General features: G+C 66.7%; 20 protein-coding genes. 11 read left to right on the top strand and 9 right to left on the bottom strand.

Annotated elements, in window-relative coordinates; translation table 11 throughout:
• Nucleotides 1-138: 138 nt before the first annotated feature.
• Nucleotides 139-1131: a proline racemase family protein gene (locus NDI76_RS17625; RefSeq protein ID WP_310925464.1), complete on the bottom strand. Its 993-nt coding sequence runs from the start codon at nt 1129-1131 to the stop codon at nt 139-141.
• A gap of 149 nt (nt 1132-1280) precedes the next feature.
• Here NDI76_RS17625 and NDI76_RS17620 point away from each other — a divergent pair, with 149 nt between their 5' ends.
• Together NDI76_RS17620 and NDI76_RS17615 are read left to right on the top strand one after the other, a co-directional pair.
• Nucleotides 1281-2012, top strand: coding sequence for a helix-turn-helix domain-containing protein (locus NDI76_RS17620; protein WP_310925463.1), 732 nt, complete (start codon nt 1281-1283; stop codon nt 2010-2012).
• A gap of 916 nt (nt 2013-2928) precedes the next feature.
• Complete coding sequence (locus NDI76_RS17615; protein WP_343218179.1) at nt 2929-3336, top strand: malectin domain-containing carbohydrate-binding protein; 408 nt, start codon at nt 2929-2931, stop codon at nt 3334-3336.
• A 324-nt stretch (nt 3337-3660) separates the two neighbouring features.
• Here NDI76_RS17615 and NDI76_RS17610 read toward each other — a convergent pair whose 3' ends face one another.
• Nucleotides 3661-5013, bottom strand: a complete 1353-nt coding sequence (locus NDI76_RS17610; protein ID WP_310925461.1) for a methyl-accepting chemotaxis protein — start codon at nt 5011-5013, stop codon at nt 3661-3663.
• Nucleotides 5014-5688: 675 nt separating this feature from the next.
• On the opposite strand from NDI76_RS17610, the gene NDI76_RS17605 reads away from it, so the two are divergent.
• Together NDI76_RS17605 and NDI76_RS17600 are read left to right on the top strand one after the other, a co-directional pair.
• Nucleotides 5689-7140 carry an aldehyde dehydrogenase family protein gene (locus tag NDI76_RS17605; protein WP_310925460.1) on the top strand — a complete coding sequence of 484 codons (1452 nt, stop codon included), beginning with the start codon at nt 5689-5691 and terminating at the stop codon, nt 7138-7140.
• Nucleotides 7141-7216: 76 nt separating this feature from the next.
• The gene (locus NDI76_RS17600) at nt 7217-7981 is read left to right on the top strand and encodes an enoyl-CoA hydratase/isomerase family protein (RefSeq protein WP_310925459.1); all 765 of its coding nucleotides are present in this window, start codon (nt 7217-7219) and stop codon (nt 7979-7981) included.
• 19 nt (nt 7982-8000) lie between these two features.
• Here NDI76_RS17600 and NDI76_RS17595 read toward each other — a convergent pair whose 3' ends face one another.
• The 4 genes from NDI76_RS17595 to NDI76_RS17580 form a co-directional block, all read right to left on the bottom strand.
• Nucleotides 8001-8798 (bottom strand): enoyl-CoA hydratase/isomerase family protein, encoded by a 798-nt coding sequence (locus NDI76_RS17595; RefSeq protein WP_310925458.1) that lies wholly within the window; start codon nt 8796-8798, stop codon nt 8001-8003.
• Nucleotides 8798-9685 carry a 3-hydroxyacyl-CoA dehydrogenase family protein gene (locus NDI76_RS17590; RefSeq protein WP_310925457.1) on the bottom strand — a complete coding sequence of 296 codons (888 nt, stop codon included), beginning with the start codon at nt 9683-9685 and terminating at the stop codon, nt 8798-8800. Before NDI76_RS17590 ends, NDI76_RS17595 begins: the two co-directional genes overlap by 1 nt.
• 68 nt (nt 9686-9753) lie before the next feature.
• Nucleotides 9754-11175 (bottom strand): 3-hydroxy-3-methylglutaryl CoA synthase, encoded by a 1422-nt coding sequence (locus tag NDI76_RS17585; RefSeq protein WP_310925456.1) that lies wholly within the window; start codon nt 11173-11175, stop codon nt 9754-9756.
• Nucleotides 11172-12347 carry a thiolase domain-containing protein gene (locus NDI76_RS17580; RefSeq protein ID WP_310925455.1) on the bottom strand — a complete coding sequence of 392 codons (1176 nt, stop codon included), beginning with the start codon at nt 12345-12347 and terminating at the stop codon, nt 11172-11174. Before NDI76_RS17580 ends, NDI76_RS17585 begins: the two co-directional genes overlap by 4 nt.
• Before the next feature lie 140 nt (nt 12348-12487).
• Between NDI76_RS17580 and NDI76_RS17575 the strand changes: the two genes are divergently transcribed.
• From NDI76_RS17575 to NDI76_RS17565, 3 genes are all read left to right on the top strand, one after another.
• Nucleotides 12488-13600, top strand: coding sequence for an NAD(P)-dependent alcohol dehydrogenase (locus NDI76_RS17575; RefSeq protein WP_310925454.1), 1113 nt, complete (start codon nt 12488-12490; stop codon nt 13598-13600).
• Nucleotides 13601-13704: 104 nt separating this feature from the next.
• Nucleotides 13705-14430 carry an ABC transporter ATP-binding protein gene (locus NDI76_RS17570; RefSeq protein WP_310925452.1) on the top strand — a complete coding sequence of 242 codons (726 nt, stop codon included), beginning with the start codon at nt 13705-13707 and terminating at the stop codon, nt 14428-14430.
• Nucleotides 14427-15119, top strand: coding sequence for an ABC transporter ATP-binding protein (locus NDI76_RS17565; RefSeq protein ID WP_310925451.1), 693 nt, complete (start codon nt 14427-14429; stop codon nt 15117-15119). Before NDI76_RS17570 ends, NDI76_RS17565 begins: the two co-directional genes overlap by 4 nt.
• Before the next feature lie 104 nt (nt 15120-15223).
• Here NDI76_RS17565 and NDI76_RS17560 read toward each other — a convergent pair whose 3' ends face one another.
• The 3 genes from NDI76_RS17560 to NDI76_RS17550 all read right to left on the bottom strand — a co-directional run bounded on the left by NDI76_RS17560 (nt 15224) and on the right by NDI76_RS17550 (nt 18501).
• Entirely contained in the window at nt 15224-16264 is a 1041-nt protein-coding gene (locus NDI76_RS17560) for a branched-chain amino acid ABC transporter permease (protein ID WP_310925450.1), read from the bottom strand.
• A complete protein-coding gene (locus NDI76_RS17555; RefSeq protein ID WP_310925449.1) occupies nt 16261-17121 on the bottom strand; it encodes a branched-chain amino acid ABC transporter permease in 861 nt (286 codons plus the stop codon). Before NDI76_RS17555 ends, NDI76_RS17560 begins: the two co-directional genes overlap by 4 nt.
• An 87-nt stretch (nt 17122-17208) precedes the next feature.
• On the bottom strand, nt 17209-18501 hold the full coding sequence (locus NDI76_RS17550; protein ID WP_310925448.1) for an ABC transporter substrate-binding protein: 1293 nt from the start codon (nt 18499-18501) through the stop codon (nt 17209-17211).
• A gap of 210 nt (nt 18502-18711) precedes the next feature.
• Here NDI76_RS17550 and NDI76_RS17545 point away from each other — a divergent pair, with 210 nt between their 5' ends.
• The 4 genes from NDI76_RS17545 (at nt 18712) to NDI76_RS17530 (ending at nt 22748) form a co-directional block, all read left to right on the top strand.
• Nucleotides 18712-19605 (top strand): CoA transferase subunit A, encoded by an 894-nt coding sequence (locus NDI76_RS17545; protein WP_310925447.1) that lies wholly within the window; start codon nt 18712-18714, stop codon nt 19603-19605.
• Nucleotides 19595-20401, top strand: a complete 807-nt coding sequence (locus NDI76_RS17540) for a CoA-transferase subunit beta (protein ID WP_310925446.1) — start codon at nt 19595-19597, stop codon at nt 20399-20401. The genes NDI76_RS17545 and NDI76_RS17540 overlap by 11 nt, the downstream gene beginning before the upstream one ends.
• Nucleotides 20402-20481: 80 nt before the next feature.
• The gene (locus NDI76_RS17535) at nt 20482-22152 is read left to right on the top strand and encodes an acetate--CoA ligase (protein WP_310925445.1); all 1671 of its coding nucleotides are present in this window, start codon (nt 20482-20484) and stop codon (nt 22150-22152) included.
• 134 nt (nt 22153-22286) lie between these two features.
• Nucleotides 22287-22748 carry a MaoC family dehydratase gene (locus NDI76_RS17530; RefSeq protein ID WP_310925444.1) on the top strand — a complete coding sequence of 154 codons (462 nt, stop codon included), beginning with the start codon at nt 22287-22289 and terminating at the stop codon, nt 22746-22748.
• Nucleotides 22749-22781 lie beyond the last annotated feature (33 nt).

The following is a 22781-nucleotide window of genomic DNA, read 5'->3' as shown; positions in this document are numbered from 1 at the left end:
TCCAGACACTATCTCCACGGACAACGTATTCGTCGCCTCCCTCTCGGAGAGGCTGTAGTCGGCGGACTCCGGCGCATCTCCCCGTCAAAAGACGGTCGCGGAGACAATGTACCGCGGACGGTTGATACGCATCCCGGATTATCCGGACCCGAGGTGGAAACTGCCGAGGTCGTCCTCCGGGTCGCGGACGAACTGGTGTGTCCCGGTGACGTACGCCGACCCCCTCACGACCGGGTGGACGACCGCGCCGTCCTCCCCGTCCTCTACGTCTCGAACGGTCCCGACGAATTCCCGACCGAGGACGCTCTGGTACCGGTAGGGCGTTCCGACGGCGAGTTCGCCCTCCTCGTAGAGTAGCGTCATCTTCGCGCACGTCCCCGTGCCGCAGGGGGACCGGTCGATCGAGCCGTTCCCGAAGACGACCACATTCCGGTCGACGTCGGAACGGCGCTCGTAGAACTCCACCACCGAGACCGGTGCGGGAAGCGAGTCGTCGGTCGGCGCCGCGTCGTTGGCGTTGAGTCGTCGCTTCAACGTGCGACCGCACTCTCGAATCCGGTCGAGATTCGATTCTTCGAGCGCGAAGTCGAACTGGGCTGCGTCCACGAGTGCGACGACGTTGCCGGAGTAGACGAGGTCGACGTCGACCGGTCCTGTTCCGGGAAGGTCGACCCTCGTCCCGCCGGTCATGTAGGAGGGGATGTTGTCTATCTCGACCGACCGGACCCGACCGTCCTCGACCGTCGGCTCCGCCGTCACCGTTCCCGCGGGGGTCGCTATCTCGTACGACGACCGCTCGGGTAGTCGCCCCGTCTCTATCAGCGCCGTGACGACGCCGATGGTCCCGTGGCCGCACATGTCGAGATACCCGCCGTTGTCGAAGAAGAACAGACCGAAGTCCGCGGCGTCGTCCACCTCGAACACGGGAATCGCCCCGAACATGTGCTCGTGCCCGCGGGGTTCGCGGACCAAGAGTCGTCGGAGCCAGTCGTACCGCTCGGCGAACGAATCGCGACTGGCTTCGGCGCTCCGTCGGTCCAGTTCGCTCGCGTCGAACCCGCCAGTGAGTATCCGAGTCGGTTCGCCCGCGGTGTGGGTGTCGACGCACTCGGCGAAGGGGTCTGATTCCATCGGTACCGACGAGAGAGCCGTCCGAGCGGTATCACTCGGTCCGCTCCCATGGGAGGGTGCGAACCGACCGGCTTCCGGAGGCGCCCGCTCGACGGCGGCCTTCCATGGACGGGGGTTGGTTTTTAGTGGCTGTTTCGTATACACATGACATGGCAATCGTCGGCAACGAGCTGGAAAAACAGGACGCGACGCGCTTGACGTTGGATATCCGGCATCCGAACTGCTGGACGCTGAAAGCGACCGAGCGGACGGACTGCGGGCTGGTCGCCCACACGGTCTACAACGCCTCGGGAGACGCCGTCAAGGGCCACTTCACCGCCTACGCCGACGAGACCGAGGACGTCGAGGAACTGGTCGAGGTGGCCCGGGACCTCGACCTCACGGAGTCGGTCGTGGGGATGAACAAGCGGCACGACTTCTCCGAGCGCGATTCCCGTCTCGGCAACACCTCGCGCGAACTGTTCGTGGAGTACGACCCCCAGAACAGCATGAGCGACGCGCTTCTGTCGATGGGATTCATACACGACGCCCCCGTGCGCGTCCACGATGGGCACGAGTACTGGCCAGTGTTCGTGAGCGCCGACCGCGAGTCCATCAACCGTCGTCTCGACTTCCTGCGCGAGGAGAAAGACGCCGAGATAGCGGTCACCCGAATCGTGTCCGACCCCGAGTTCGGGACGGCGGACCCGACCGCCTCGGAGGGGCTCTCGAAGCGCCAGCGGGAGGCGTTCCTGCTCGCCTGCGAGATGGGGTACTACTCGTGGCCCCGGGAGACGACGACACGCGAGATGGCCGCCGAACTGGACATCACGAAGACGACGTTCCTCGAACACCTCCGAAAGGCCGAAGCCGAACTCCTCTCGCCCGAGCGTGTGCAGTGACGCGCGAACGCAGGCGACGCGCGCGGCGCGCGACGTCGCCGCTCTGCTGCCGCGGCGGTCACCGCCTGTGGCAGCGTCGAAGCGTGTCGACGACGCGCCGTCGGTGATCGGCCTCGCGTACGTCGATACGGTAGTTCGTCGGACGGGGAATCGGAACCGAAAGCGAACGGCGTCGTCGTCGGACCCGACCCCGAGGACCCCGCGCCACGGGACGAACCGCTCTCCGAACAGGCCGCCGGAGTCAAGGACCAACCCGGAGTCCAGCGCGGTCAATCGGACTGTTCGAGGGGTCGAGAACGCGAATCCGACGACGGCACCGATGAGAGTGCCGACGGCGGTCCAGACGGACAGCGGTTCGCCGCTGACGACCGCCGCGAGGAGGAGTCCGCCGAGCACCGCCACAGCGTCGAAGACGAGACGGTGGGCGAGCGACTCCGTCGCGGGCCTCGCAAGGTGAGTTGTCTCGCGTTCGAGATACACCCGAGTCGTACTCGACCTCCCGGTCGTCCGCGTAAGTCCACCCACTAGAATCAACCCGAATGAGGCGAGTACGTCGGAACCGAGACCGGTCGGCGCACCGGTAACTATCCGGTGGGCACCGAGCAGGACCGCCGGCAGCATCGTGACGGCGGCGAGGACGACGTGGACGCCTCGGAGCACTAGTTCATCCACCCGAATCGGCGCCTGTTCGACGGCCGTCCAGACCACCAGGCCGAGCAGTATCGAACCGCTCATCAGCGATTCGGCGGGGACGCCGAGTGAGAGGCGGGGCAGACAGAACATCGACAGCGCCGTCAGAGCGAGGCCGACGGAGAGGCTGAACCCGTCGTCGGAGGGGAAGCGGGGACGCACAGCCCGGAAGTGACTACACGGCAACACGAATTTGCCGGACGCGCGCCACCACGCGGACGACCGGATGTGGATCGGGAACGGGAGAAGTGATGTCCTGTACCGGGACGGCACGGTCCCCTCCACCACCCCCGACGCGGTGTTCGACTGCGAGCGCTACGGCACGATGACGTGGGAGTTCCCGGTGGATGTCGGCCAGCAGGTCGACGTCCGCCTCTTCGTGGGTAACTCCTACCCGGGGACGAGTGAGCCGAAAGAGCGAGAGTTCAACGTCTCTGTCGAAGGGTCACAGGTACTCTCGAACTACGACCCGGTCGCGGACGTCGGACACACTACTGGGACGACGAAGACGTTCACCGCGACCGACGACGGCGACGGTACCGTCACCGTGACCTTCGAGCAGGGGGCGGTCGACAATCCCTTGGTCAACGCTATCGAGGTAGTCGACACGAACGAAACGGCTACGAGCGGATAGGCGCTCTCGGGCGAGCGGTCCGGAAACCGGACGAAACGGGGCATTCCTCCGAGTCCCCTCTCGACGGTTCCGGAGCTATCTTTTCGGTGTTCCGTCTCGCGGGCGTGGAAGCGGACGACGTCGAACGTGAGGGGCTGTCTTCGACCACGTATCGGAGAGCGCGAGACGGCAGTTCGACAGTTGCGAGAAGCGCAGCGAACTCGGGTGACAGACACCGAAGTTAGCTCGCCCGCGGAAGCCGAGACGAAGTAGTCGAAACCGGACGGGGAGTGACGGACGAGGGCGGTATCACGTGCGTTCGGGGAGGAGCGAACGCGAGCGTCGTCACCGGTCGATGCTCGTCCCGAGTTCGCGCACCGCGTCCCGGATGCCCACGACCTGCGTAGCCAGTTCCTCGTTGTCTCCGGTGAGCGCCCGCACCTCGTCGACGACGACGTCGACGCCATCGACCGTCGCGTTGAGCGTGCTGACGACTTCCTCGGCGCTGTTGGCCTGCTCGTCGGTCGCGCGCGCTATCTCGTCGACGCTCGTTGAGGCCACTCGAACCGTCTCTCTGATGTCGCTCTGGTCGTCGCTCAACGACTCGACGCGGTCGACGGCCCGTTCGACGCGGTCGGTCGTCTCCGCGACGCTCTCGGTCGTCCCGGCGGTGTTCTGAGTCACGCGAGCGACGACGGTCTCTACCCCCTTCACCTCCGTCTTCGACTGGTCGGCGAGCCGTTTTATCTCGTCGGCGACGACGGCGAAACCGTTCCCCTCGACGTCGGCACGGGCGGCCTCGATAGAGGCGTTGAGCGCCAGTAGGTTGATCTGACCGACGATGGAGTCGATGACGTCGACGATGGAGTCGATGTCGTCCACCCACGACCGGAGTTCCTCGTGGTCGTCGCTCAATGCGCGACTCGCCGCGGCCACCTCGTGCATCAGCACTAACACCTCCGCGGCGGCGTCCTCGGACGCCTCGGCGCGTTCACCGGCGGTCTGAACCCGGCGACTGACCTCGTCGGCGCTGGAGGCTATCTCCTCGACCGTCGCGCTGAGCGATTCGACCTTAGCCTGCACCGAACTCAGGTGTTCGGCCTGCTCGTCGCCGGCGGCGTCTATCTCCCGGCTTCGGTCGGCGACGCGGCGGGAGGTCGAGAGCAGTTCCTCGACGCTGCCTTCGACTTCCTCTTCGATACGCCTCCCGACCCGTTCGACCTCCTCGCGTTGCTCGACCAGCGTCGTCACGTGGCTGACGAACTCGAACGCGCCGACGACGGTGCCGTCTGTCGCCGTCAGGGGCTGTCCCGCGGCCCTGACGTGCCACGGCGTACCGTCGGCGTCGGTTCCCGAGCGGACCTCGTCCTCGCGGATGACCTTGCCCGTCCGAACGATAGTCTCGGCCAGTATCTCCTCGATGCCGTCGGTGCCGATGACCTCGCGGGACGGCTTCCCGACGACGTCCGCCGCCGACCGTCCGATGAGGTCGGCCATCGGGTCGTTCCAGTGGGTGAGGTCGCCGCGACCGTCGACGACCATAGCGGGTTCGGGGAAGCGGTCGACGAGTTGCTCGAACTGGTGGCGCCAGAAGTCCCGTTCGTGGCGGAGTCGCTCGCCCTCCGTCGCGCCGGCGGGCGGCGTGTATAGCGCGTCGGCGTCGGCCGGCCGACCGTCTCTCGTTGCCGTCTTGCTCATACCCACCGAGCGAACGATTCCCATATGAAGGTACGGACTTTATTATCAATATTAGAAATGAGATTTTTCCGGGCACCGCGACCGACTCGAAGTGTCACTTAACCCAAAGTAACCAAAAATAGGCGATAGAATCGTCCTGAAAAGTCATATCTTCGTTTTAATCTCCGGTTCGGATCAAAATAGCGACAGCTAAACCGGGAGGGAGAGGATAGTCGGAATTCAACTACGCTTCTAATAATTGATAACGATTCAGTCCGTTTTCATTCAGGCTCGGAGTCCGTAACAAACCTAAATCTGTAACGTAGGAAGGACTGTACGGTTGAACACAGATATGTATACGAGCCGAATCGGAGCGCGGTTCCGTATCGTCCACTTTTAAACGTCGTATCGGAGTTCCTCCGCCGCGGCGAGTCGAGGCGAGCGAACTCGTGAGGGGGGACGTCCTGCGAAGCGGCGAGACGGGGAACGGACACGACATCGGTCGGACGCGCAGTTCGTATACGGAATCGTAAACGGGAACTGGTAGAGTAGAGCGACCTCTCCGCCACGGGAATACCCGGGCAGTCGGCGCGCACGTCAAGGCACGTCAAGGCGAGAAACGCGCGTGCGTCGTCTCCGTCGGCGCCGCCGCGGAACACGAATCATTAATAATTCGGGCTACGTGGAGGACACCGAATGGAACACAGCGGCCCCACACAGTTGTACGTAGACGGACAGTGGACGGACGCGGCGTCCGGCGAGACGATTCGAACGCTCGATCCGGCGACCGAGACGGAGTACGCCACCGTATCGATGGCTGACGCCGACGACGTGAACCGCGCCGTCGACGCCGCCCACGAGGCGGCGGCGCGGGGGAGCGAGTGGCGCGAGATGGACCCCGGCGACCGGGGGGCGGCCCTGCGACGGATGGCCGACGCCATCGAAGAGCGGAAAGACGAGATATCGCTCGTCGAGTCGCACGACAACGGCAAGACGCCGTTCGAGGCGGGCATCGAGGTGCAGATGGTCATCGACACGTTCCGGTACTTCGCCGGATGGACCGACAAACTGACCGGTGAACACAACCCCGTCCCCGGCGAACGGTTGAACTACACCTCGCGCGAACCCCTCGGCGTGACGGCGCACATCGTCCCGTGGAACTACCCGTTCCAACTCGCCGGACGCTCGCTCGCCCCCGCACTCGCGTGCGGTAACACGGCCGTGATGAAGCCGTCGAGCGAGACGCCGCTCTCTGCGCTGTACTACGGCGTCGCAGCCGAGGAGGCCGGACTTCCCGACGGCGTCGTGAACGTCCTCCCCGGGTCCGGGTCGGGCGCGGGCGCGACGCTCGCCCAGCACCCCGATGTGGCGCACATCGCCTTCACTGGCAGCACGGAGATAGGCAAAGGCGTCATGGCCGACGCGGCGCAGAACGTCACAGGCGTGACGCTCGAACTCGGCGGAAAGGGCCCACAACTCGTCTTCCCCGACGCGGACCTCGACGCCGCCGCTAAGGGTGTCCACTACGGCATCTTCATGAACGCCGGTCAGATGTGCTGGGCCGGGTCGCGCCTCCTCGTTCACGAGGACGTCGCCGACGAGGTGGTCGAACGCGTCGTGCAGGGCGCCGAGTCCACGCCGCTCGGGTCCGGTATCGACGACGACGGCCGCATGGGACCGATGGTCAGCGAGGACCAGCGAGAGACGGTACTCGACTACATCGAAACCGGGAAGAAGGAGGGCGCCACCGTCGCCTGCGGCGGCGGCGCCCCCGAGGACAAGGAGACGGGCTACTTCGTCGAACCGACCGTTCTCACCGACGTGACGAACGACATGACCGTCGCCCGCGAAGAGATATTCGGCCCCGTCCTCGTCGTCATCGAGTTCGCCGACGAAGAGGAGGCGCTCGAAATCGCCAACGACTCCCCGTACGGGCTGCTGTCGGGCATCTGGACGAACGACCTCTCGCGGGCACACCGCGTCGCCGACCTGCTCGACTACGGGATGGTCAGCGTCAACGAGTACCCCGTGACGTTCCCGCAGACGCCGTTCGGCGGGACGAAAGAGAGCGGACACGGCCGCGAACAGGGGCTCGAAGCCGTCGGCGAGTACACGCAGACGAAGAACGTCAACGTCAAACTCGAATAGCGGGCGACCGAGTCGCCCGCCCGACGCCGACCGTGTTCCGGCCAACGTTTTGTACTGCCCCGCCCTACTCGATGCCATGCGAATCGAAGACGCGGACGGCGTGCGCCGTCTCACGTTCGACCGTCCGGAAGTGAAGAACGCGCTCACCGCCGACGCCGCCCGCGAACTCGCCGCGGCCGTCGAGGAACTGGACTCGAAGACGCACGACGCCGCGGTGCTGACGGGCGCCGGCGACGCGTTCTGCGCCGGTGGTGACATCGAGGCGATGGCTGAACGCGACGAGACGGCTCACGAGGCGTACGAACGGGTCCGCGAGACGTTGGGCCGCGTGGCCGAGGCCCTCCTCACCGCGCCGGTGCCCGTCGTCGCGCGCGTGAACGGCGACGCCACCGGCGCGGGACTGTCGCTCGTCGCCGCCTGCGATTTCGCCTACGCTACCGGAGAGGCCCGGTTCGCCGCGTCGTTCGTCAACGTCGGCCTCGTACCCGACTTAGGAGGCACGGTGACGCTCTCGCGACTCGTCGGTCTCCGCGCCGCGAAGGAACTCGCGTTTACCGGGAAACTGATACCGGCCGCCGAGGCGGACGAACTCGGTCTGCTCAACGGCGTCGTCCCCGCCGACGAACTCGACGCGGCCGTCGACGAGACGGTCGAGACGCTCTCGAAGCGCCCGACGGAGAGCATCGGCTTGGCGAAGGAGGTCATCCACGCGAACCTCGGCCGGTCGTGGCGCGACGGCCTCGAACGCGAGGCGCAAGCGCAGACGCTCGCCTACGACACGGACGCCCACGAAGAGGGGGTGAACGCCTTTCTGGAGAGTCGTCGGCCCGAGTTCGAGTGAGGGCCGTCGACGCGACCGCCTACCGCCCGCGCCACTCGGGGTCGCGCTCCTCGAAGAAGGCGTCGATGCCTTCGTCTTTGTCCGCGGACGAGAACAGTTGGACAAACAGGTTCGCCTCGTAGTCGAGACCGTCGTCGATTCCGAGGCGACCGCTCACCTTGACGGCCTCTTTCCCGAGTTCGAGCGCCAGCGGCGACTTCGCGGCGATAGACGCGGCGAGTTCGTCCACCCGGTCGTCGAACTCCTCGTCCGAACAGACGATGTCGACGAGGCCGATGTCGGCGGCCTCGTGCGCGTCGACGAGTTCACCGGTGAGAATCAGGCGCATCGCCTGCCCCTCGCCAACGAGGCGCGGGAGTCGCTGGGTGCCGCCGCCGCCCGGGATGAGACCCAGATTTATCTCCGGCTGGCCGAGTTTCGCGCGCTCGTGGGCGACGCGGATATCACAGGCGAGGGCGAGTTCGCACCCGCCGCCGAGGGCGTGGCCGTTGATTCGAGCGACGACCGGTTGGGGGAGGTCCGCGACGGCCTCGTACACCCGGGGACGACGGCTCGCCTCCCGCTGTTCGAACGTGTCTCGTTCCCTGAGTTCGGAGACGTCCGCGCCCGCGACGAACGCCTTCGCCTCGTCGGACCCCGTAAGAACGACGACGCGGGCGTCGCTGTCGTCGATTCGCTCGACCACTCGCTTCAACTCGGTTCTGACCTGCGCGTTCAGCGCGTTTCGCGCGTCCGGTCTGTCGATGGTGACGGTGACGACGTGATCCGTCGTCGAAACGCGGACCGACTCGCAGTCGTCGGCGTGCGGCGCCGTCATCACTCGTCCCCCTCGGGAGCGTCGGCGGGCCGGACCGCCTCGCCGTTCTCCCAGACGTAGAAGCCCTCGCCGCTCTTCTTCCCGAGGTTGCCCGCATGCACCTTCCGCTTGAGCACCTGCGGCGGCCGGAACCGCTCACCCAACTCCTCGCGGAGATATTCGAGGATATCGAGGCGGACGTCGAGTCCGACGACGTCGGTCAGTTCGAGCGGTCCCATCGGGTGCCGGTAACCGAGTTCCATCGCCGCGTCGATGTCTTCTGCCGACGCCACACCAGTCTCGACCATCCGCATCGCTTCGCATCCGAGCGCCACGCCCAGTCGAGAGGAGGCGAACCCGGGCGAGTCGGTCACCTCGACGGCCGTCTTGTCGATGTCGGCGACGAACTCGCGGGCGAACTCGCGCGTCGCTTCGTCGGTCCGCTCGGCGACGACGATTTCGACCAGACCCATGATGTGAACCGGGTTGAAAAAGTGCAGTCCGACCGCCCGCGAGGGGTCCGAGAGGACGCTCGCTATCTCCGTCACCGACAGCGACGACGTGTTCGAGGCGACGACCGTATCTTCTCCGGTGTGCGCCTCCACGTCCCGAAACGTCTCCTGTTTGATGTCGATGTCCTCGGGGACGGCCTCTATCACGAGGTCCGCGCCCGACACCGCCTCGGCGAGGTCGGTGTGTCCCTGGATTCGGTCGAACGCCGCGTCAGCGTCCTTAGCAGTCAGTTTGTCCCGTTCGACGCCGCCGTCGAGGTTCGACCGAATCGCGTCGAGTCCGTCGTCGACGAACTCTCGTTCGACGTCCCGGAGGCGGACGTCGTGCCCCGCCGTCGCCGTCACCTGCGCGATGCCGTGACCCATGGTCCCGGCGCCGAGTACGCATACGTTCATCGTCTTTCGATACGGTCGGACAACCGTAAAAAACCTACTTCTCGGCCAACCCGAGGGTACCTCCCCGACTACTCGACCGGCGCGAACTTCGCGCCGTACCGCGGGACGCCCTCCTGCACGTAGATGCGCCGGACCGTCCGCCGGACCGCGTCACCGACTTCGACTTCCTCGGGGTCGCAGTCGGTCAACTGCGCCGGCATGAGCGCCGACCCGTCCCCGTCGGCGGCGTCGACGCGGACGAGGACGGCGCCGTACGCCCCCTCGCGCTCCTGAAGTTCGACGAACTCCGGTGGCGCGCCGCCCTGCCCGATGATGGTCCGCGCTGCGACAGTGCCGTCGGGGGAGAGGGGAACTCGTTCGAATTCGACCCGCTCGAAACAGTCGTCGCACGCCCCCTCGCCGGGGAACGACAGCGAACCGCACTCGGGACACCGGCCCGCGGTCAGCGCGTAGCGGCTGTCGAGCGTCCGCCGCCACGTCGGCAGCGAGACGTTCGCGCCGCCGCCGGCCACGTCGCCGTCTACGACGCGCCCCCGCTTGCGGAGCGACTCGACGTAGCTCACCGCTTCGCCGCCGTCGACCGCCGCCGCCTCGGCGGTGTCGAGTCGCCCGGAGAGGGCGAAGGCGACGCCGCTCCCGCCGCTCCCGAAGAACGCGGCGAGGACCGAGCCGTCGGTATCGGACTCCAGCGCGGCGACCAGTCCGATGGGGACGGTCGCCGCTCCGGCGTCGCCGATTCGGTCGACCACGACGCCCTCGGCGACGGCCTCGTTCGAGACGACGCCCTCGCCGGCGACGCGGTACGGCATCGACCCGTTCGGCTGAGGGAGCGACGCGGCCCCGATATCGTCGGCGTCGAGTCCGAGTCCCGCAATCGCACTCCGCGTCGTCTCGCGAACGGCCGCCCGTTCGTAGCCCGTGATGTCGAGGGAGGTCACCTCGTCGCTGTCGGCCTCGCGGAAGCGGACGCCCGGCGACTCGTCCGTCGCCGCCGCGACACCCTCGAACGAGACGGACGCGCCGTCGTCGACGAGGAACGCCGCGGCGCCCGCGCCGAGGGCGTGGTCGTCGCCGGCGAGGTCACCGGTCGGCGCGTCGGCGGCGACGGCCAGTACGGTTCCCTCGGCGTTCAGCGCCGTCTCCAAGGCGTCCGCGCCGGCGGCCGTACTCTGTCCGTGATGCCACGCGCGCGTCTTCCGGGGGAGCCTGAGGGCGCGGACGAGTCGGGGGACGAGTTCCTCTTCCGCCAACGGGGGCGTGGTCGTGGCGAGGGCGACGGCGTCGACCGACGCGGGGTCCGCGTCGGCGTTGTCGAGAGCGCGCCGCGCGGCGGCGACAGCCATCGTCACCGCGTCCTCGTCGCCCGCAGGGACGGCCGTCGAATCGATTCCTCGGCCGTCGAACGTCCCCCACGCCTCGGCCACCTCGTCGGCGCTCACGCGGCCGCGCGGGACGGAGACGCCCGCCGCGGCGATGCCGCGGTCGCTCACGGCTCCACCTCCGAACTCCGCTCGAACACGTGGACGGTGACGCCGCCGCCCGACCCGCCGACGTTGTGGGTCAGCCCGCGGACGGGGTCGTCCGTCTGCACCGACGCCTTCCCGCGGAGTTGCTTGAACGCCTCGACGACCTGTCCGGTGCCCGTCGCGCCGATGGGGTGACCCTTCGACTTCAACCCGCCCGAGGTGTTCACGGGCAGGTCGCCGTCGGAGTCGGTCCGCCCCTCGCGGAGGAGCCGACCGGCCTCTCCGGGGTCGCAGAATCCCAAATCCTCGTAGGCGAGCAGTTCCGCGATGGCGAAGCAGTCGTGCACCTCCGCGAAGTCGAGGTCTTCGGGGCCGACGCCCGCCATCTCGTAGGCTCGCTCGGCGGCCGTCTGCGTCGCCGGGATGGAGGTGAGCGAGGGTCGCTGGAAGAGGCCGACGCGACCGCTCGCGGCGCCGACGCCAGCGACTCGAATCGGGTCGTCCGTCAGGTCGAAGGCGACGTCCTCGCTCGCCACGAGGACCGCACTCGCGCCGTCGGTCGTCGGACAGCAGTGATACAGGTTGAGGGGGTCCGCCACCTCGGGGGCGTTCACCGCGTCTTCGAGCGAGCACTCGAAGCCGAGGTGCGCGTCGGGGTTCTGCGCGCCGTTCGCGTGGTTCTTCACGGCGACGCGCGAGAGGTCCTCGACCGTCGTGCCGTGTTCGTCCATGTGGGCCGACGCCATCTGCGCGTAGACGCCCGCGAACGTCGTCCCCGAGAGCCGCTCCCACTCCGTCTCGCCGCTGACGCCGAGCCACCACTTCGTGTTGTCCGAACTCGTGTCGGTCATCACCTCGTAGCCGCCCGCGAGGACGACGTCGGCCATCCCCGCGCGGACCGTTGCGACAGCGTTTCTGAGCGCGTAACCGCTTGACGCGCAGGCGTTCTCGACGCGCGTCGTCGGGATGCCGTGCAGTCCCACGTGTTCGGTGACGGCCGGTCCGCTCAATCCGATCTGTCGGCCGCCGACGCCGAGCGTTCCGAGGAACGCCTCCTCGATGTCCGCCGCGTCAACGCCGCCGTCGACGCTCGAAAGCGTCCGGTCGAACGCAGTGTCGAACAGCGAACGGTACGTCTCCTCCGGAAAGGACCCGAACGGCGACTGCCCGGCCCCGACGATGTACGCCTCACTCATCGTTACTCGTCTGTCGATGCCCCCGTAGAAAAGGATGCGGGACGCGAGAGGACGGGTCGGCGAGTCGAACTGAACGGGACCCGAGTCACCGTACCGGAAGGTATACGTGTAATCTCACGAATTAATCGTGTGGTATTCCGATGAATATACAGGCCGCGGTAACACACGAGGAGGGCGGCGCGTTCGAGATAGAGGAAGTGAGCCTCGAAGACCCCCAGTCGGACGAGGTCCTCGTCCGCGTCGTCGGAGCGGGCGTCTGTCACACAGATATGATCGTCCGCGACCAGATGTATCCGACGCCGCTGCCAGCGGTACTCGGCCACGAGGGGTCGGGCGTCGTCGAAGCGGTCGGATCGGACGTGACGCGAGTCGAACCAGGCGACCGCGTCGTCATGAGCTTCGACTACGACACGACCTGTCCGAGTTGCCGGGACGGACATCCGGCGTTCTGTTCGGACTTCTTCGCACACAACTTCGGCGGCTCTCGGCCGCACGACGAGACATCGCCCATCTCGCAGGACGGCGAGCGAATCAGCGGTCGCTTCTTCGGGCAGTCCTCGTTCGCGACGCACGCGATAGCGACCGAACGGAACGTCGTCCCCGTTGAGGACGACGTACCGCTGGAACTGCTCGGACCGCTCGGCTGCGGCGTCCAGACGGGTGCGGGCGGCGTCATCAACACCCTGAACCCGCAGGCGGGGTCGTCGATAGCCGTCTTCGGCGCCGGCTCCGTCGGACTGTCGGCCGTTATGGCGGCCGGAATCAAGAGCTGCACGGAAATTATTTCCATTGACCTCAAACCGAACCGGCTGGAGAAGGCGGCGGAATTCGGCGCGACGGCGACGGTGAATCCCGAGGAGGTGGACGACGTGGTCGAGGCAATCCGAGAGGCGACCGGGGGCGGCGTCGACTACGCTCTGGAGACGACGGGCGTTCCCGCGGTCGCAGAGCAGGCCACAGAGACCCTCACACAGCGGGGGACGCTCGGCATCATCGGCGCACCGGCGCTCGGAACGGAGGCCAGTTACGACGTGAACAATCTCATCCTCGGCGGCCGCAGTATCACCGGCATCGTGGAGGGCGACTCGGACCCTCAGCAGTTCATCCCCGACCTCATCGAACTCTACAGACAGGGGAAGTTCCCGTTCGACGAACTCGTCACCTACTACGACTTCGAGGACATAGAGCAGGCGGTCGAGGATTCCGAGAGCGGCGACACCATCAAACCGGTTCTCCGGATGAGCGACGCCTGAGCGCTCCGGTCCGGGCCGGTCCGCGTCGAACCGCACCGCGAATCGCTTCTGTGACGACGCGCGCACGAGAAAACATTATAAGAGTGGACAGTCGTTAACGAACTATGTTAGCAGTCTCCGACCTCCGGAAGGAGTTCGGCGGGTTGGTCGCCGTCGACGACGTGACGTTCGAGATAGGCGAGGGCGAGATAGTGGGGCTCATCGGGCCGAACGGTGCCGGAAAGACCACCCTGTTCAACAGCATCACCGGCGTCCTCACGCCCGAGGACGGGAGCGGCGTCGAGTTCGACGGTACCGACATCGTCGCCTTAGAGACGCACGATATCGCCCGGAGAGGACTCGTCCGGACGTTCCAAATCGTCCGCGTGTTCGACGAGATGACCGTCTTCGAGAACGTGCTGACGGGCGCGCTGTTCGGCACCGACGAGGACCTCTCCCGGGGGGAGGCCGAAGAGCGCGCTCACGACGCGCTGGCGTTCATCGGCCTCGCCGACAGGGCCGACCTGTCGACGGGGAGTCTTCCCATCGCGCAGAAAAAACAGCTCGAGCTGGCGCGGGCGCTGGCGTCCCGGCCTCGGTTGCTCTTGTTGGACGAGATAGCGAGCGGGCTCACGCCGGGAGAGATAGACGACCTCACCGACACGATTCGCCGCCTTCGGGACGACCGCGGCATCTCCGTCTTCTGGATCGAACACATCATGGACGCCGTGATGAGCGTCGCCGACCGCGTCATCGTGCTGAACAGCGGCCGAAAGCTCGCCGAGGGGACGCCCGAGGAGATACGCAACGACGAGTCGGTCGTCGAGGCCTACCTGGGGGACGAAGCGTGATCGAAGTCGAGGAGATAGACGTCTCCTACGGCTCCATCCAGGTGCTGTGGGACCTCTCCTTTCACGTCTCCGAGGAGGACCGCGTCGTCTCCATCGTCGGTCCGAACGGCGCCGGGAAGTCGACGCTCCTGCGCGTCATATCCGGACTCCACCCCGTCGACGACGGCACCGTGACCGCGTGGGGCGCCGACGTGGCGGGACTCGACCCCTCCGAAGTCGTCAAACGCGGGTTCGTCCACGTCTCCGAGGAGCGGAACCTCTTCGGCAACATGACCGTCCGAGAGAACCTGGAGATGGGCGCGTACACCCGTCGGGACACCCTCGACGAGACGATGGAGGAGGTGTTCGAACTCTTCCCCATCCTCGAAGAGCGCGAAGACCAGCGCGCCGAGTCGATGAGCGGCGGGCAACAGCAGATGCTCGCCATCGGCCGCGGACTGATGGCCAGACCGAAGATTCTCGCCCTCGACGAACCCTCGGAGGGGCTGGCCCCGCAGATAACGAATCGGGTGTTCGAGAAGATAGACGAGATAAGCGAGGAGGTGACCGTGCTGCTCGTCGAACAGCACGTCCACAAGGCACTCCGACTGGCCGACCGGGCCTACCTCTTGGAGAACGGCGAGTTCGTCACGGAGGACACCGGCCCGGCGCTGTTGGAGTCCGAGCACGTGAAAGACGCGTATCTCTGAGCGCGGGTCGTCCGCGCGCGCGTTTCGGGTATCTCCGTCGGTAGAAAAGAGCGAAGAGCGGAGCAGCCGTCGCGGCCGCCGACACCGGCCTACGATTGCCGACGTCAGCGGCCGCCGTCGGCGTCGGTCCCCCCTCCCCCGCCACCGCCCTCCCGTTCGCCGACGAGGCCGGCGTCGTCGAGAGCGTCCCGCACCGAGCGCACCACGCCCCGACGGAAGTAGAGGAACAGCACGATGAGGAGCGCGCCGAAGATGGCCGACTGCCACGACTGGAGGCTCTGTGCGGAACTCAGGAACTCCTCGATGCCGACGACGATGATCGCGCCGACGATGGGACCGAGCGTGGTTCGCAGGCCGCCGACGACGAGGACGATGAGGACGACGACGTCGACGGCGAGGAACGTGAACCCGCCGGGGAGGATGTAGCCGGACTCCCGGGCGAAGAACGCGCCGACGAGGCCGATGAGGAACGCGGCGACGAACCCCGCGATGGTCTTGTAGCGGACGACGTCGATGCCGATGGACTCGGCGGCGATTTCGTCCTCGCGGATGGCGTCGAAGGCGACGCCGTACTTCGAGTGCACCAGCCTGAGGTAGACGCCGAGCGTCGCCACCAAGAGGAGCAACACGAGGTAGTAGAGGACGAGTTTCTCCCCGACGCCGAGGGCGTCGGCGACGACGCCGAGTTCGAAGTACTCGTAGGGGAAGCCGGTCGACCCGCCCGTGAGGTCGCGGGCGCCGACGAACACCTCGCTGAACACGAGTTGCAGGTTCAGCGTGAGGATGGAGATGAGTACGACGGTGAACTTGCGCTTGGCGGCGACGTAGCTGACGAGGAGGCCGATGAGCCCGCAGACGAGCGCCGCGACGGGGAGCGTCACCCACGCCGAGACGGACAGCGCGTCCGCCAAGAGCGCCGTCCCGTACGCGCCGACGCCCGCCAGTCCGCCGACGAACAGGAACAGTTGGTCGGTGTGGCCGAACACGATGTTCAGGGCGACGGCGAGCAGCGCGATGAGGAGCAGGTGCGCGAGCACGCTCTCGTAGTAACTGCTGCCGAGTACCGCGAGGGGGGCGAGCGCGAACAGCACCGCCACGACGGCGACGTTGCGCGCCTCCGTCCCGAGTGACGGCCGGGCGCTCATGATATCGCCTCCGGTCGCGCGAGGAGTACGACGATGGCCGTCACGAACAGGATGATGGTCGCGATATACGACCCGACGAAAAAGTTGGCGAATTGGTTGACGAGGCCGAGGAGGACGCCGGCGGTGACGGCGCCGACGAGGCTCCTGACGCCGCCCACGATGGAGATGATGAGCGCGAACGTCGTGAACTGGAAACCGTTCGCCACGGCGACGGCCGACCCGGCAGCGAACACCAGACCGCCGAGGCCCGCGACGGCGGCCGAGAGGACGAAGATGAGCGTCCGGATGCGCCGCGGGTTGACGCCGACGAGGCGCGCGCCGCGTTCGTCTTGGAACACCGTGCGGGTGGCCTTCCCGAGGAACGTCCCGCGGAGGAACCCGAACAGAATCGCGAGGACGACGGCCCCGACGGTGATGATGATGAGCGACCCGCCGGTGAGCGTCGCGCCGCCGACCGAGACGGTCCCGACATTTAACGGGAGCGTGTACCGCGACGGGAAGTAGTTGATGAGGACGCCGTCGAGGAACACCGTCAGTCCGAGCGTCGTGAAGATGCCGAGGAGGATGCGCTCTTCGCCCTCCGAGCGGTAGACGAGCGAGAGGATGGTCCGGTCGACGACCAATCCGAACGCAGCGACGGCGACCAGCGCGGCCACCCCCGCGACGACGAGCCCCATCCCGCTCTCGACAACCACCGTCGCTACGAGCACCGCCATCACGGCGAACGTGCCGATGGCGAGGTTGAGTACCTCTCCCAGTCCGAAGACGAGCGTGATGCCGACGCCGAGAAGCGCGAGGAACACGCCGAAGGCGAGGCCGTCGACGGCAACGCCGAGGAGCGTGCTAGCTGCCACCATGCGTGTCACCTACGGCGTCGAGCGGACGGTCGACTCCACGGGAGGAATCGAGCGGTGCGTCGACGGTTTCCCACGTGAGACGCGCGGTCACTGGTCTGCGGGGAGTGCGGGCAGCGCGTCGGTTCGGAACTGCTCTTCGAAGCCGAACTTCCCATCCGGGTAGTACGACGGCGCCTCCGGCGTCAGCTGGCTGTATATCTGTACCTGGTTCTTCAGTTCGCCGTTCTCCGTGTACTGGATAGGGTTGGCGAACAGCGTGTCGAACTCGATGCTGCGGACGGCGTCGGCGATGGCCGTCGGGTCGGCGGAGCCGGCGTTCTCGATGGCCTGCGCCAGCATCTTCCCGGAGACGTAGCCGTAGGCGCTGTGTGTGTCGAACTGCTCACCGCGCGCCTCGCCGAACCGCTGGGCGACCTCCGCGAATTCGTCGCTGTAGACGTCCGTGTTGTGGACGTGAGTGAACCCGCCCTCGAAGGCCAACTCGCCGAGGGCGCCCGCGATGACGCCCGGGGGAAAGCTCGGACCGGTGATGACTTCCGGCGAGTAGTCGAGTTCGTTCAGCTGATTGGCGATGGTGAGAGAGCCCGGCGGATGACCCGTCGCGACCATCATCTCCAAGTCCTGCGGGTACTTTCTGATGAACGACTTGAAGTCGCTGGCGCCGACCGGCGCAGCCTGCACGTTCACCTCCACATCGAAGTGCTCCTGAATCCCCGCCTCGACGGACCGACCCCACGCGTAGTCGCCGATGATGGCGCCGACCTTCGAGTAGCCCGCGTCGGCGACGAGGTTCGCCTGCGCCTGCATCGTCGTGGCCGCCGGGAGCAGACCCACCCGGAACGTGTACGTCGTGTCGGACGTGATAGCCTTGTTCGTCCCCGACATGTGCAGCAGCATCGGTACTTCGAGCTCCTGTGCGGTGCGGGCGGTGCGGATGCCCACGTCGGAGGAGACGGGACCGACCGTCGCCACCGCGTTCTCCTGTTCGACGAACCGCCGGAAGATGGAGTCGGCCTGTCCGGCGTCGCTCTTCGTGTCCGCTTCCACGATTTCGAGCTGTCGGCCGCCGAGAACGCCGCCGTCGTCGTTCACTTCTTGGACGGCGAACGCCAGTCCGGCGCGGTGGGCGTTCCCCCACGGAGTGAACGACCCCGAGAGCGGCTGGAGCGAACCGATAACGACCGAGTCGCCCGAGCTTCCGCCGGAGCCGCCGTCCCCGCTCTGACTCGTCCCGCCGTCGGTGCCGCCGCTACCCTCGCTGGTCTCCGACCCGCCGTCGGAACCCGACCCGCCACCCGCACACCCCGCGAGGAGTCCGACACCCGCGACACCGCCCGCTTTCAGGAAACTTCGTCGTCGGAATCGTCTTCGTTCAACCATGAGTGTCACAATTATTCACGGAGTATAAATAGCTTTGTAGTGTATTCTCATCTGTGAACATCAGTCGGTAGTGGGGGCAGGGTGGGTAAAACCGACTCGCCCGTCGTGGCCCGTGTGGTGCGTCCGGGTTCCGACTCCGATTCGACCGCGGATTCGGCAGTGGTGGGAGAGAGGCGTGGATTTATGACCGGTGCCGGAGGTGTCTGTCGTATGCCAGCGGACAAGACGACTAGCATGGCCGAGGCAATCAGCCGAATCGAACCCGGAAGCACCGTCGCGGCGGGGTTGGCGTTGGAACACGCCATCCCGTTCGCGGCCGGTCACGAACTCGCGAGACAGGGGACAGACGATCTGACGCTCGTCGGCCCCATCAGCGACGTGCTGTTCGACCAACTCGTGGGCGCGGGGTTGGTCTCTCACGTTCGGGCGGCGTGGACCGGGAACGTCAGCGCCGGGAGCGGCTACAACTTCCGGCGGGCCGTCGAGGCGGGCGACCTCTCGGTGGAGAACCACTCGAACTTCTCGGTCGCCCTCTCGTTGCACGCGGCGGCACTGGGCGTCCCCTACCTGCCGACCCGGTCGCTCCTCGGCAGCGACATCGCCGAGGAACCGCAGTTCCGAATCGCGGAGGACCCCTTCGAGGGCGAACGCGTCGTACAGGTTCCCGCCATCGCCCCCGACTGGGCGTTCGTCCACGTCCAACGCGCCGCGCCGACCGGTGACGCGCACCTCTGGGGCAACACCGGCGTCACATACGAGGCCGTCCGGGCCGCCGAACACGTCCTCGTCACGGCCGAGGAAGTAGTCGACCTCGAAGTCATCAAGAGCGACCCGAGCAGAACACGAATCACTCGCGAACAGGTCGACGCCGTCGTCGAAGCGCCGTTCGGCGCGCATCCCTCGCCGGTGGCTGGCCGGTACAACCGCGACAACGAGTACTTCCTCAAGTACGCCGACGCGACCCGCGACGCCGACGGGTTCGACGCGTGGGCCGACGAGTGGGTGTACGGCGTCGACGGCCGGGAAGAGTACCGCGAGAAGGTGGAGCGTGACCTCTCCGTGCAGGAACCGACGGCGGCCGCGGAGGTGACCTATGGTCAGTGACGACGGAGCGGACGGGACGGGCGGCGCAGACGGCTACACCGCCCGTGAGATGATGGTGAGCGCGGCCGCCCGCGAAATCGAAGACGGCGACGTGGCGTTCGTCGGGATGCGTCTCCCCCTCATCGCCTTTCAGGTGGCAGTCAGCACCCACGCGCCGAACGCAATGTCGGTGTTCGAGAGCGGCGTCGTCCGCGACGACCCCGCGGACGGCTTCCTGCACACGATGTGCGACCTGCCGAACCTCGACCGAGCCGTCTCGACGACGGGGATGCTCGACGTAATGGGGCGGCTCGCCCGCGGCGACATCGACGTTGGCTTTCTCGGCGGCGCGGAGATAGACCGCTACGGCAACCTCAACACGACGCGCGTACACGCCGGTGAGAGAGAGATTCGCCTGCCGGGCAGCGGCGGCGCCTGCGACATCGCCTGCATGTCCGACCGGACGGTAATTCTCATGGCGCACGAACCGCGCCGGTTCGTCGAACGCGTCGAGTACGTCACCAGTCCCGGCCACGGGGACGGCGGCGACTGGCGCGAGGAACAGTCGGTGCCGGGCGGCGGTCCGTCGGCGCTCGTCACCTCGAAGGCGACGTTCGGGTTCGACGGGGGCGAACTCTACTTACGGACCGTCCACCCCGGCGAGGACGCCGACGCCGTCGCCGCGGACTTCCCGTGGGACCTGCGGACGCGCGAGGACGTGACGGGCGACCCGATGGGCGAGACGCCCGAACCGACCGACGAGGTGCTGTCGCTCGTCCGGGAGTTCGACCCCGACGGGTTCTGGACGGGGGAGTGAGCGGAGCGTCGGAGGAACGACAATAACACGAAGAATCAGTAGGAACTACTATATCCCCCGCTCACGCAATTCGTCATGAGATGCAAACACGCGTCCCAGCGGAGAAGCTTCCAGACTCGGGTACGGGGCCGGAACTGATCCACGCGGTTCCCGAAGCGCACTACCCCGAGACGGTGAACGTCGTCAGCGAACTGGTCGACAGGCACGTCGAAGACGGGCACGGGGGCGACCCGGCCATCCGGTTCACCGGATACGACGACAATCCCGACATCAGCTTCGAGAAGGGTGCGATTTCGTACGCGGACCTGCAGACGCGGGTGAACCGGTTCGGAAACGCACTCTCCGACATCGGCGTCGAACCCGGGAGTCGGGTCGTCGTCCGCTTCCCGAACCGACCAGAGGCCATCGTCGCCTGTCTAGCCGCACAGAAGATAGGCGCCGTCGCGCTCCCGTCGATGAAGCTCCTCCGGGCGGCCGAACTGAAGAAAATCGTCAACGACGCCGGCGCGACCCACTGCGTAGTCTACGACGACCTGTTCGAGGAAGTGGAGAAGGCGCTGCCCGAGTTGGAGACGCTCGAGGAAGTCGTCGTCGCCGACCGGGGGGCGGGCGTCGAACACGACCACCACGACTACGACGACCTGCTGGAGGGTGCCGACGACGAACTCGACGCCTACGAGACCGAGCGCGACGACCTGGCGCTGATGCTGTACACGAGCGGTACCACGGGCGAACCGAAGGGCGCCATCCACACGCACCGACAAGTGCTCGCGACCGCGGACACGTACGCTCGCTACTGTCTCGAACCCAGCCGCGAGGACGTGTTCGGCGGCAACCCACCGCTCCCGTTCGCGTACGGCTACGGTGACCTCGTCACCTTCCCGCTCCGGTTCGGCGCGACGACGAGCCTCGTCGAGGACGCAACGCCCGCGGACCTCCTGCAGGCGGTCGAAGACCACGGTATCACCGTCCTCTGCACGGTCCCGACGGCGTTCAACCAGATTCTGTCGGCGCACCCGAACGCGGCCGAGGAGTACGACCTCTCGTCGCTCCGCGCGGGCATGAGCGCTGGCGAACCGCTGGCCCCGAGCACGTTCGACGAGTTCAAAGAGGAGTTCGGCGTGACTATCCTCGACGGCATCGGGACGACGGAGATGCTCCACATCTTCATCAGCCACCGATACACCGACGACATCGACCCCTCGGCGACCGGGTTCCCGGTGCCGGGCTACGAGTGCAAGGTTATCGACCCCGACACCGAGGAGGAGTTGCCGCGCGGGGAAGCGGGGCTGTTAGCCGTGCGCGGGCCGACCGGCATCTCCTATTGGGGGCGGCAGGACAAACAGGAGGAGGCCGTCGTCGACGGCTGGAGCCTTCCCGGCGATATCTACGTCCACCGGACGGACGGCCGTCTGGAGTACAAATCGAGGCACGACGACCTCATCATCTCCTCGGGGTACAACATCCCCGGCCCGGAGGTCGAGAACGTCCTCCAAGAACTGGAGGCCGTCTCGGAAGTGGCCGTTATCGGCGCGCCGGACGAAGAACGCGGGCAGATAGTGAAGGCCTACGTCGTCCTCGAAGCGGGCCACGAACCGAGCGACGACCTCGTCGAGCAGTTCCAGACGCACGTGAAGAACACGCTCGCACCCTACAAGTACCCGCGTGCCGTCGAGTTCGTCGAGAACCTCCCGCGCACGGAAACTGGGAAGATACAGCGTATCAAACTCCGCGAACGAGAACAGAACTGACCAATCGGACCGCCATCCAGACCAACGATATCGCCCGCATCCGCTGCGTTACCGCCTCTTCCTCTACCGTCGTTACCATCTCCGAACCGCCCGAGACGCGAGCGTTTATCAGTCGGTCGCGAGACGTACCGTTCGTGACACGCTACTACGAGGACATTGACGCCGACGAAACGCACGACCTCGGCTCCTACACGGCCGACCGGACGGAACTCCTGTCGTTCGCCGAGCGGTACGACCCCCAACCCATCCACGTCGACCCGGACGCGGCGGCGGAGACGATGTACGGCGAAGTCATCGCCAGCGGATGGCACACCGCGAGTTCCTGCATGCGACTGCTGGTCGACGGCTTCCTCGCGGAGACGGCGACGCTCGGGTCGTTCGGCCCCGAAGAACTCCGCTGGCGGAACCCGGTGTATCCGGGTGACACCGTGCGCGTCGAGGCGCGCATCCTCGGAAAGACCGAATCGACCAGCCGAGACGACCGCGGGTACGTCGAGTCGGAGGTCGAGGGAACGAACGGCGACGGCGACGAAGTCGTCTACTGGCGCGCGACGAACATCTTCCTGCGGAAACCGGACAGCGGCGCTCGTTCGTGAACCGGTAGCCGCGATTCGTGCAGATATTCTCGG

Origin of the sequence: Halogeometricum sp. S1BR25-6, assembly GCF_031624495.1 — an archaeon.
GTDB classification, from domain to species: domain Archaea; phylum Halobacteriota; class Halobacteria; order Halobacteriales; family Haloferacaceae; genus Halogeometricum; species Halogeometricum salsisoli.
The sequence above is the reverse complement of the archived record's forward strand: the minus strand, read 5'-3'. Positions and strand labels throughout refer to the sequence as shown.

Coding starts and splice junctions, on each gene's coding strand:
- NDI76_RS17625 (WP_310925464.1), bottom strand. CDS start 1,131: ATGGAATCAGACCCCTTCGCCGAGTGCGTCGACACCCACACCGCGGGC.
- NDI76_RS17560 (WP_310925450.1), bottom strand. CDS start 16,264: ATGAGCGCCCGGCCGTCACTCGGGACGGAGGCGCGCAACGTCGCCGTC.
- NDI76_RS17620 (WP_310925463.1), top strand. CDS start 1,281: ATGGCAATCGTCGGCAACGAGCTGGAAAAACAGGACGCGACGCGCTTG.
- NDI76_RS17580 (WP_310925455.1), bottom strand. CDS start 12,347: ATGAGTGAGGCGTACATCGTCGGGGCCGGGCAGTCGCCGTTCGGGTCC.
- NDI76_RS17615 (WP_343218179.1), top strand. CDS start 2,929: ATGTGGATCGGGAACGGGAGAAGTGATGTCCTGTACCGGGACGGCACG.
- NDI76_RS17550 (WP_310925448.1), bottom strand. CDS start 18,501: ATGGTTGAACGAAGACGATTCCGACGACGAAGTTTCCTGAAAGCGGGC.
- NDI76_RS17540 (WP_310925446.1), top strand. CDS start 19,595: ATGGTCAGTGACGACGGAGCGGACGGGACGGGCGGCGCAGACGGCTAC.
- NDI76_RS17570 (WP_310925452.1), top strand. CDS start 13,705: ATGTTAGCAGTCTCCGACCTCCGGAAGGAGTTCGGCGGGTTGGTCGCC.
- NDI76_RS17605 (WP_310925460.1), top strand. CDS start 5,689: ATGGAACACAGCGGCCCCACACAGTTGTACGTAGACGGACAGTGGACG.
- NDI76_RS17545 (WP_310925447.1), top strand. CDS start 18,712: ATGCCAGCGGACAAGACGACTAGCATGGCCGAGGCAATCAGCCGAATC.
- NDI76_RS17575 (WP_310925454.1), top strand. CDS start 12,488: ATGAATATACAGGCCGCGGTAACACACGAGGAGGGCGGCGCGTTCGAG.
- NDI76_RS17600 (WP_310925459.1), top strand. CDS start 7,217: ATGCGAATCGAAGACGCGGACGGCGTGCGCCGTCTCACGTTCGACCGT.
- NDI76_RS17610 (WP_310925461.1), bottom strand. CDS start 5,013: ATGAGCAAGACGGCAACGAGAGACGGTCGGCCGGCCGACGCCGACGCG.
- NDI76_RS17590 (WP_310925457.1), bottom strand. CDS start 9,685: ATGAACGTATGCGTACTCGGCGCCGGGACCATGGGTCACGGCATCGCG.
- NDI76_RS17535 (WP_310925445.1), top strand. CDS start 20,482: ATGCAAACACGCGTCCCAGCGGAGAAGCTTCCAGACTCGGGTACGGGG.
- NDI76_RS17555 (WP_310925449.1), bottom strand. CDS start 17,121: ATGGTGGCAGCTAGCACGCTCCTCGGCGTTGCCGTCGACGGCCTCGCC.
- NDI76_RS17595 (WP_310925458.1), bottom strand. CDS start 8,798: ATGACGGCGCCGCACGCCGACGACTGCGAGTCGGTCCGCGTTTCGACG.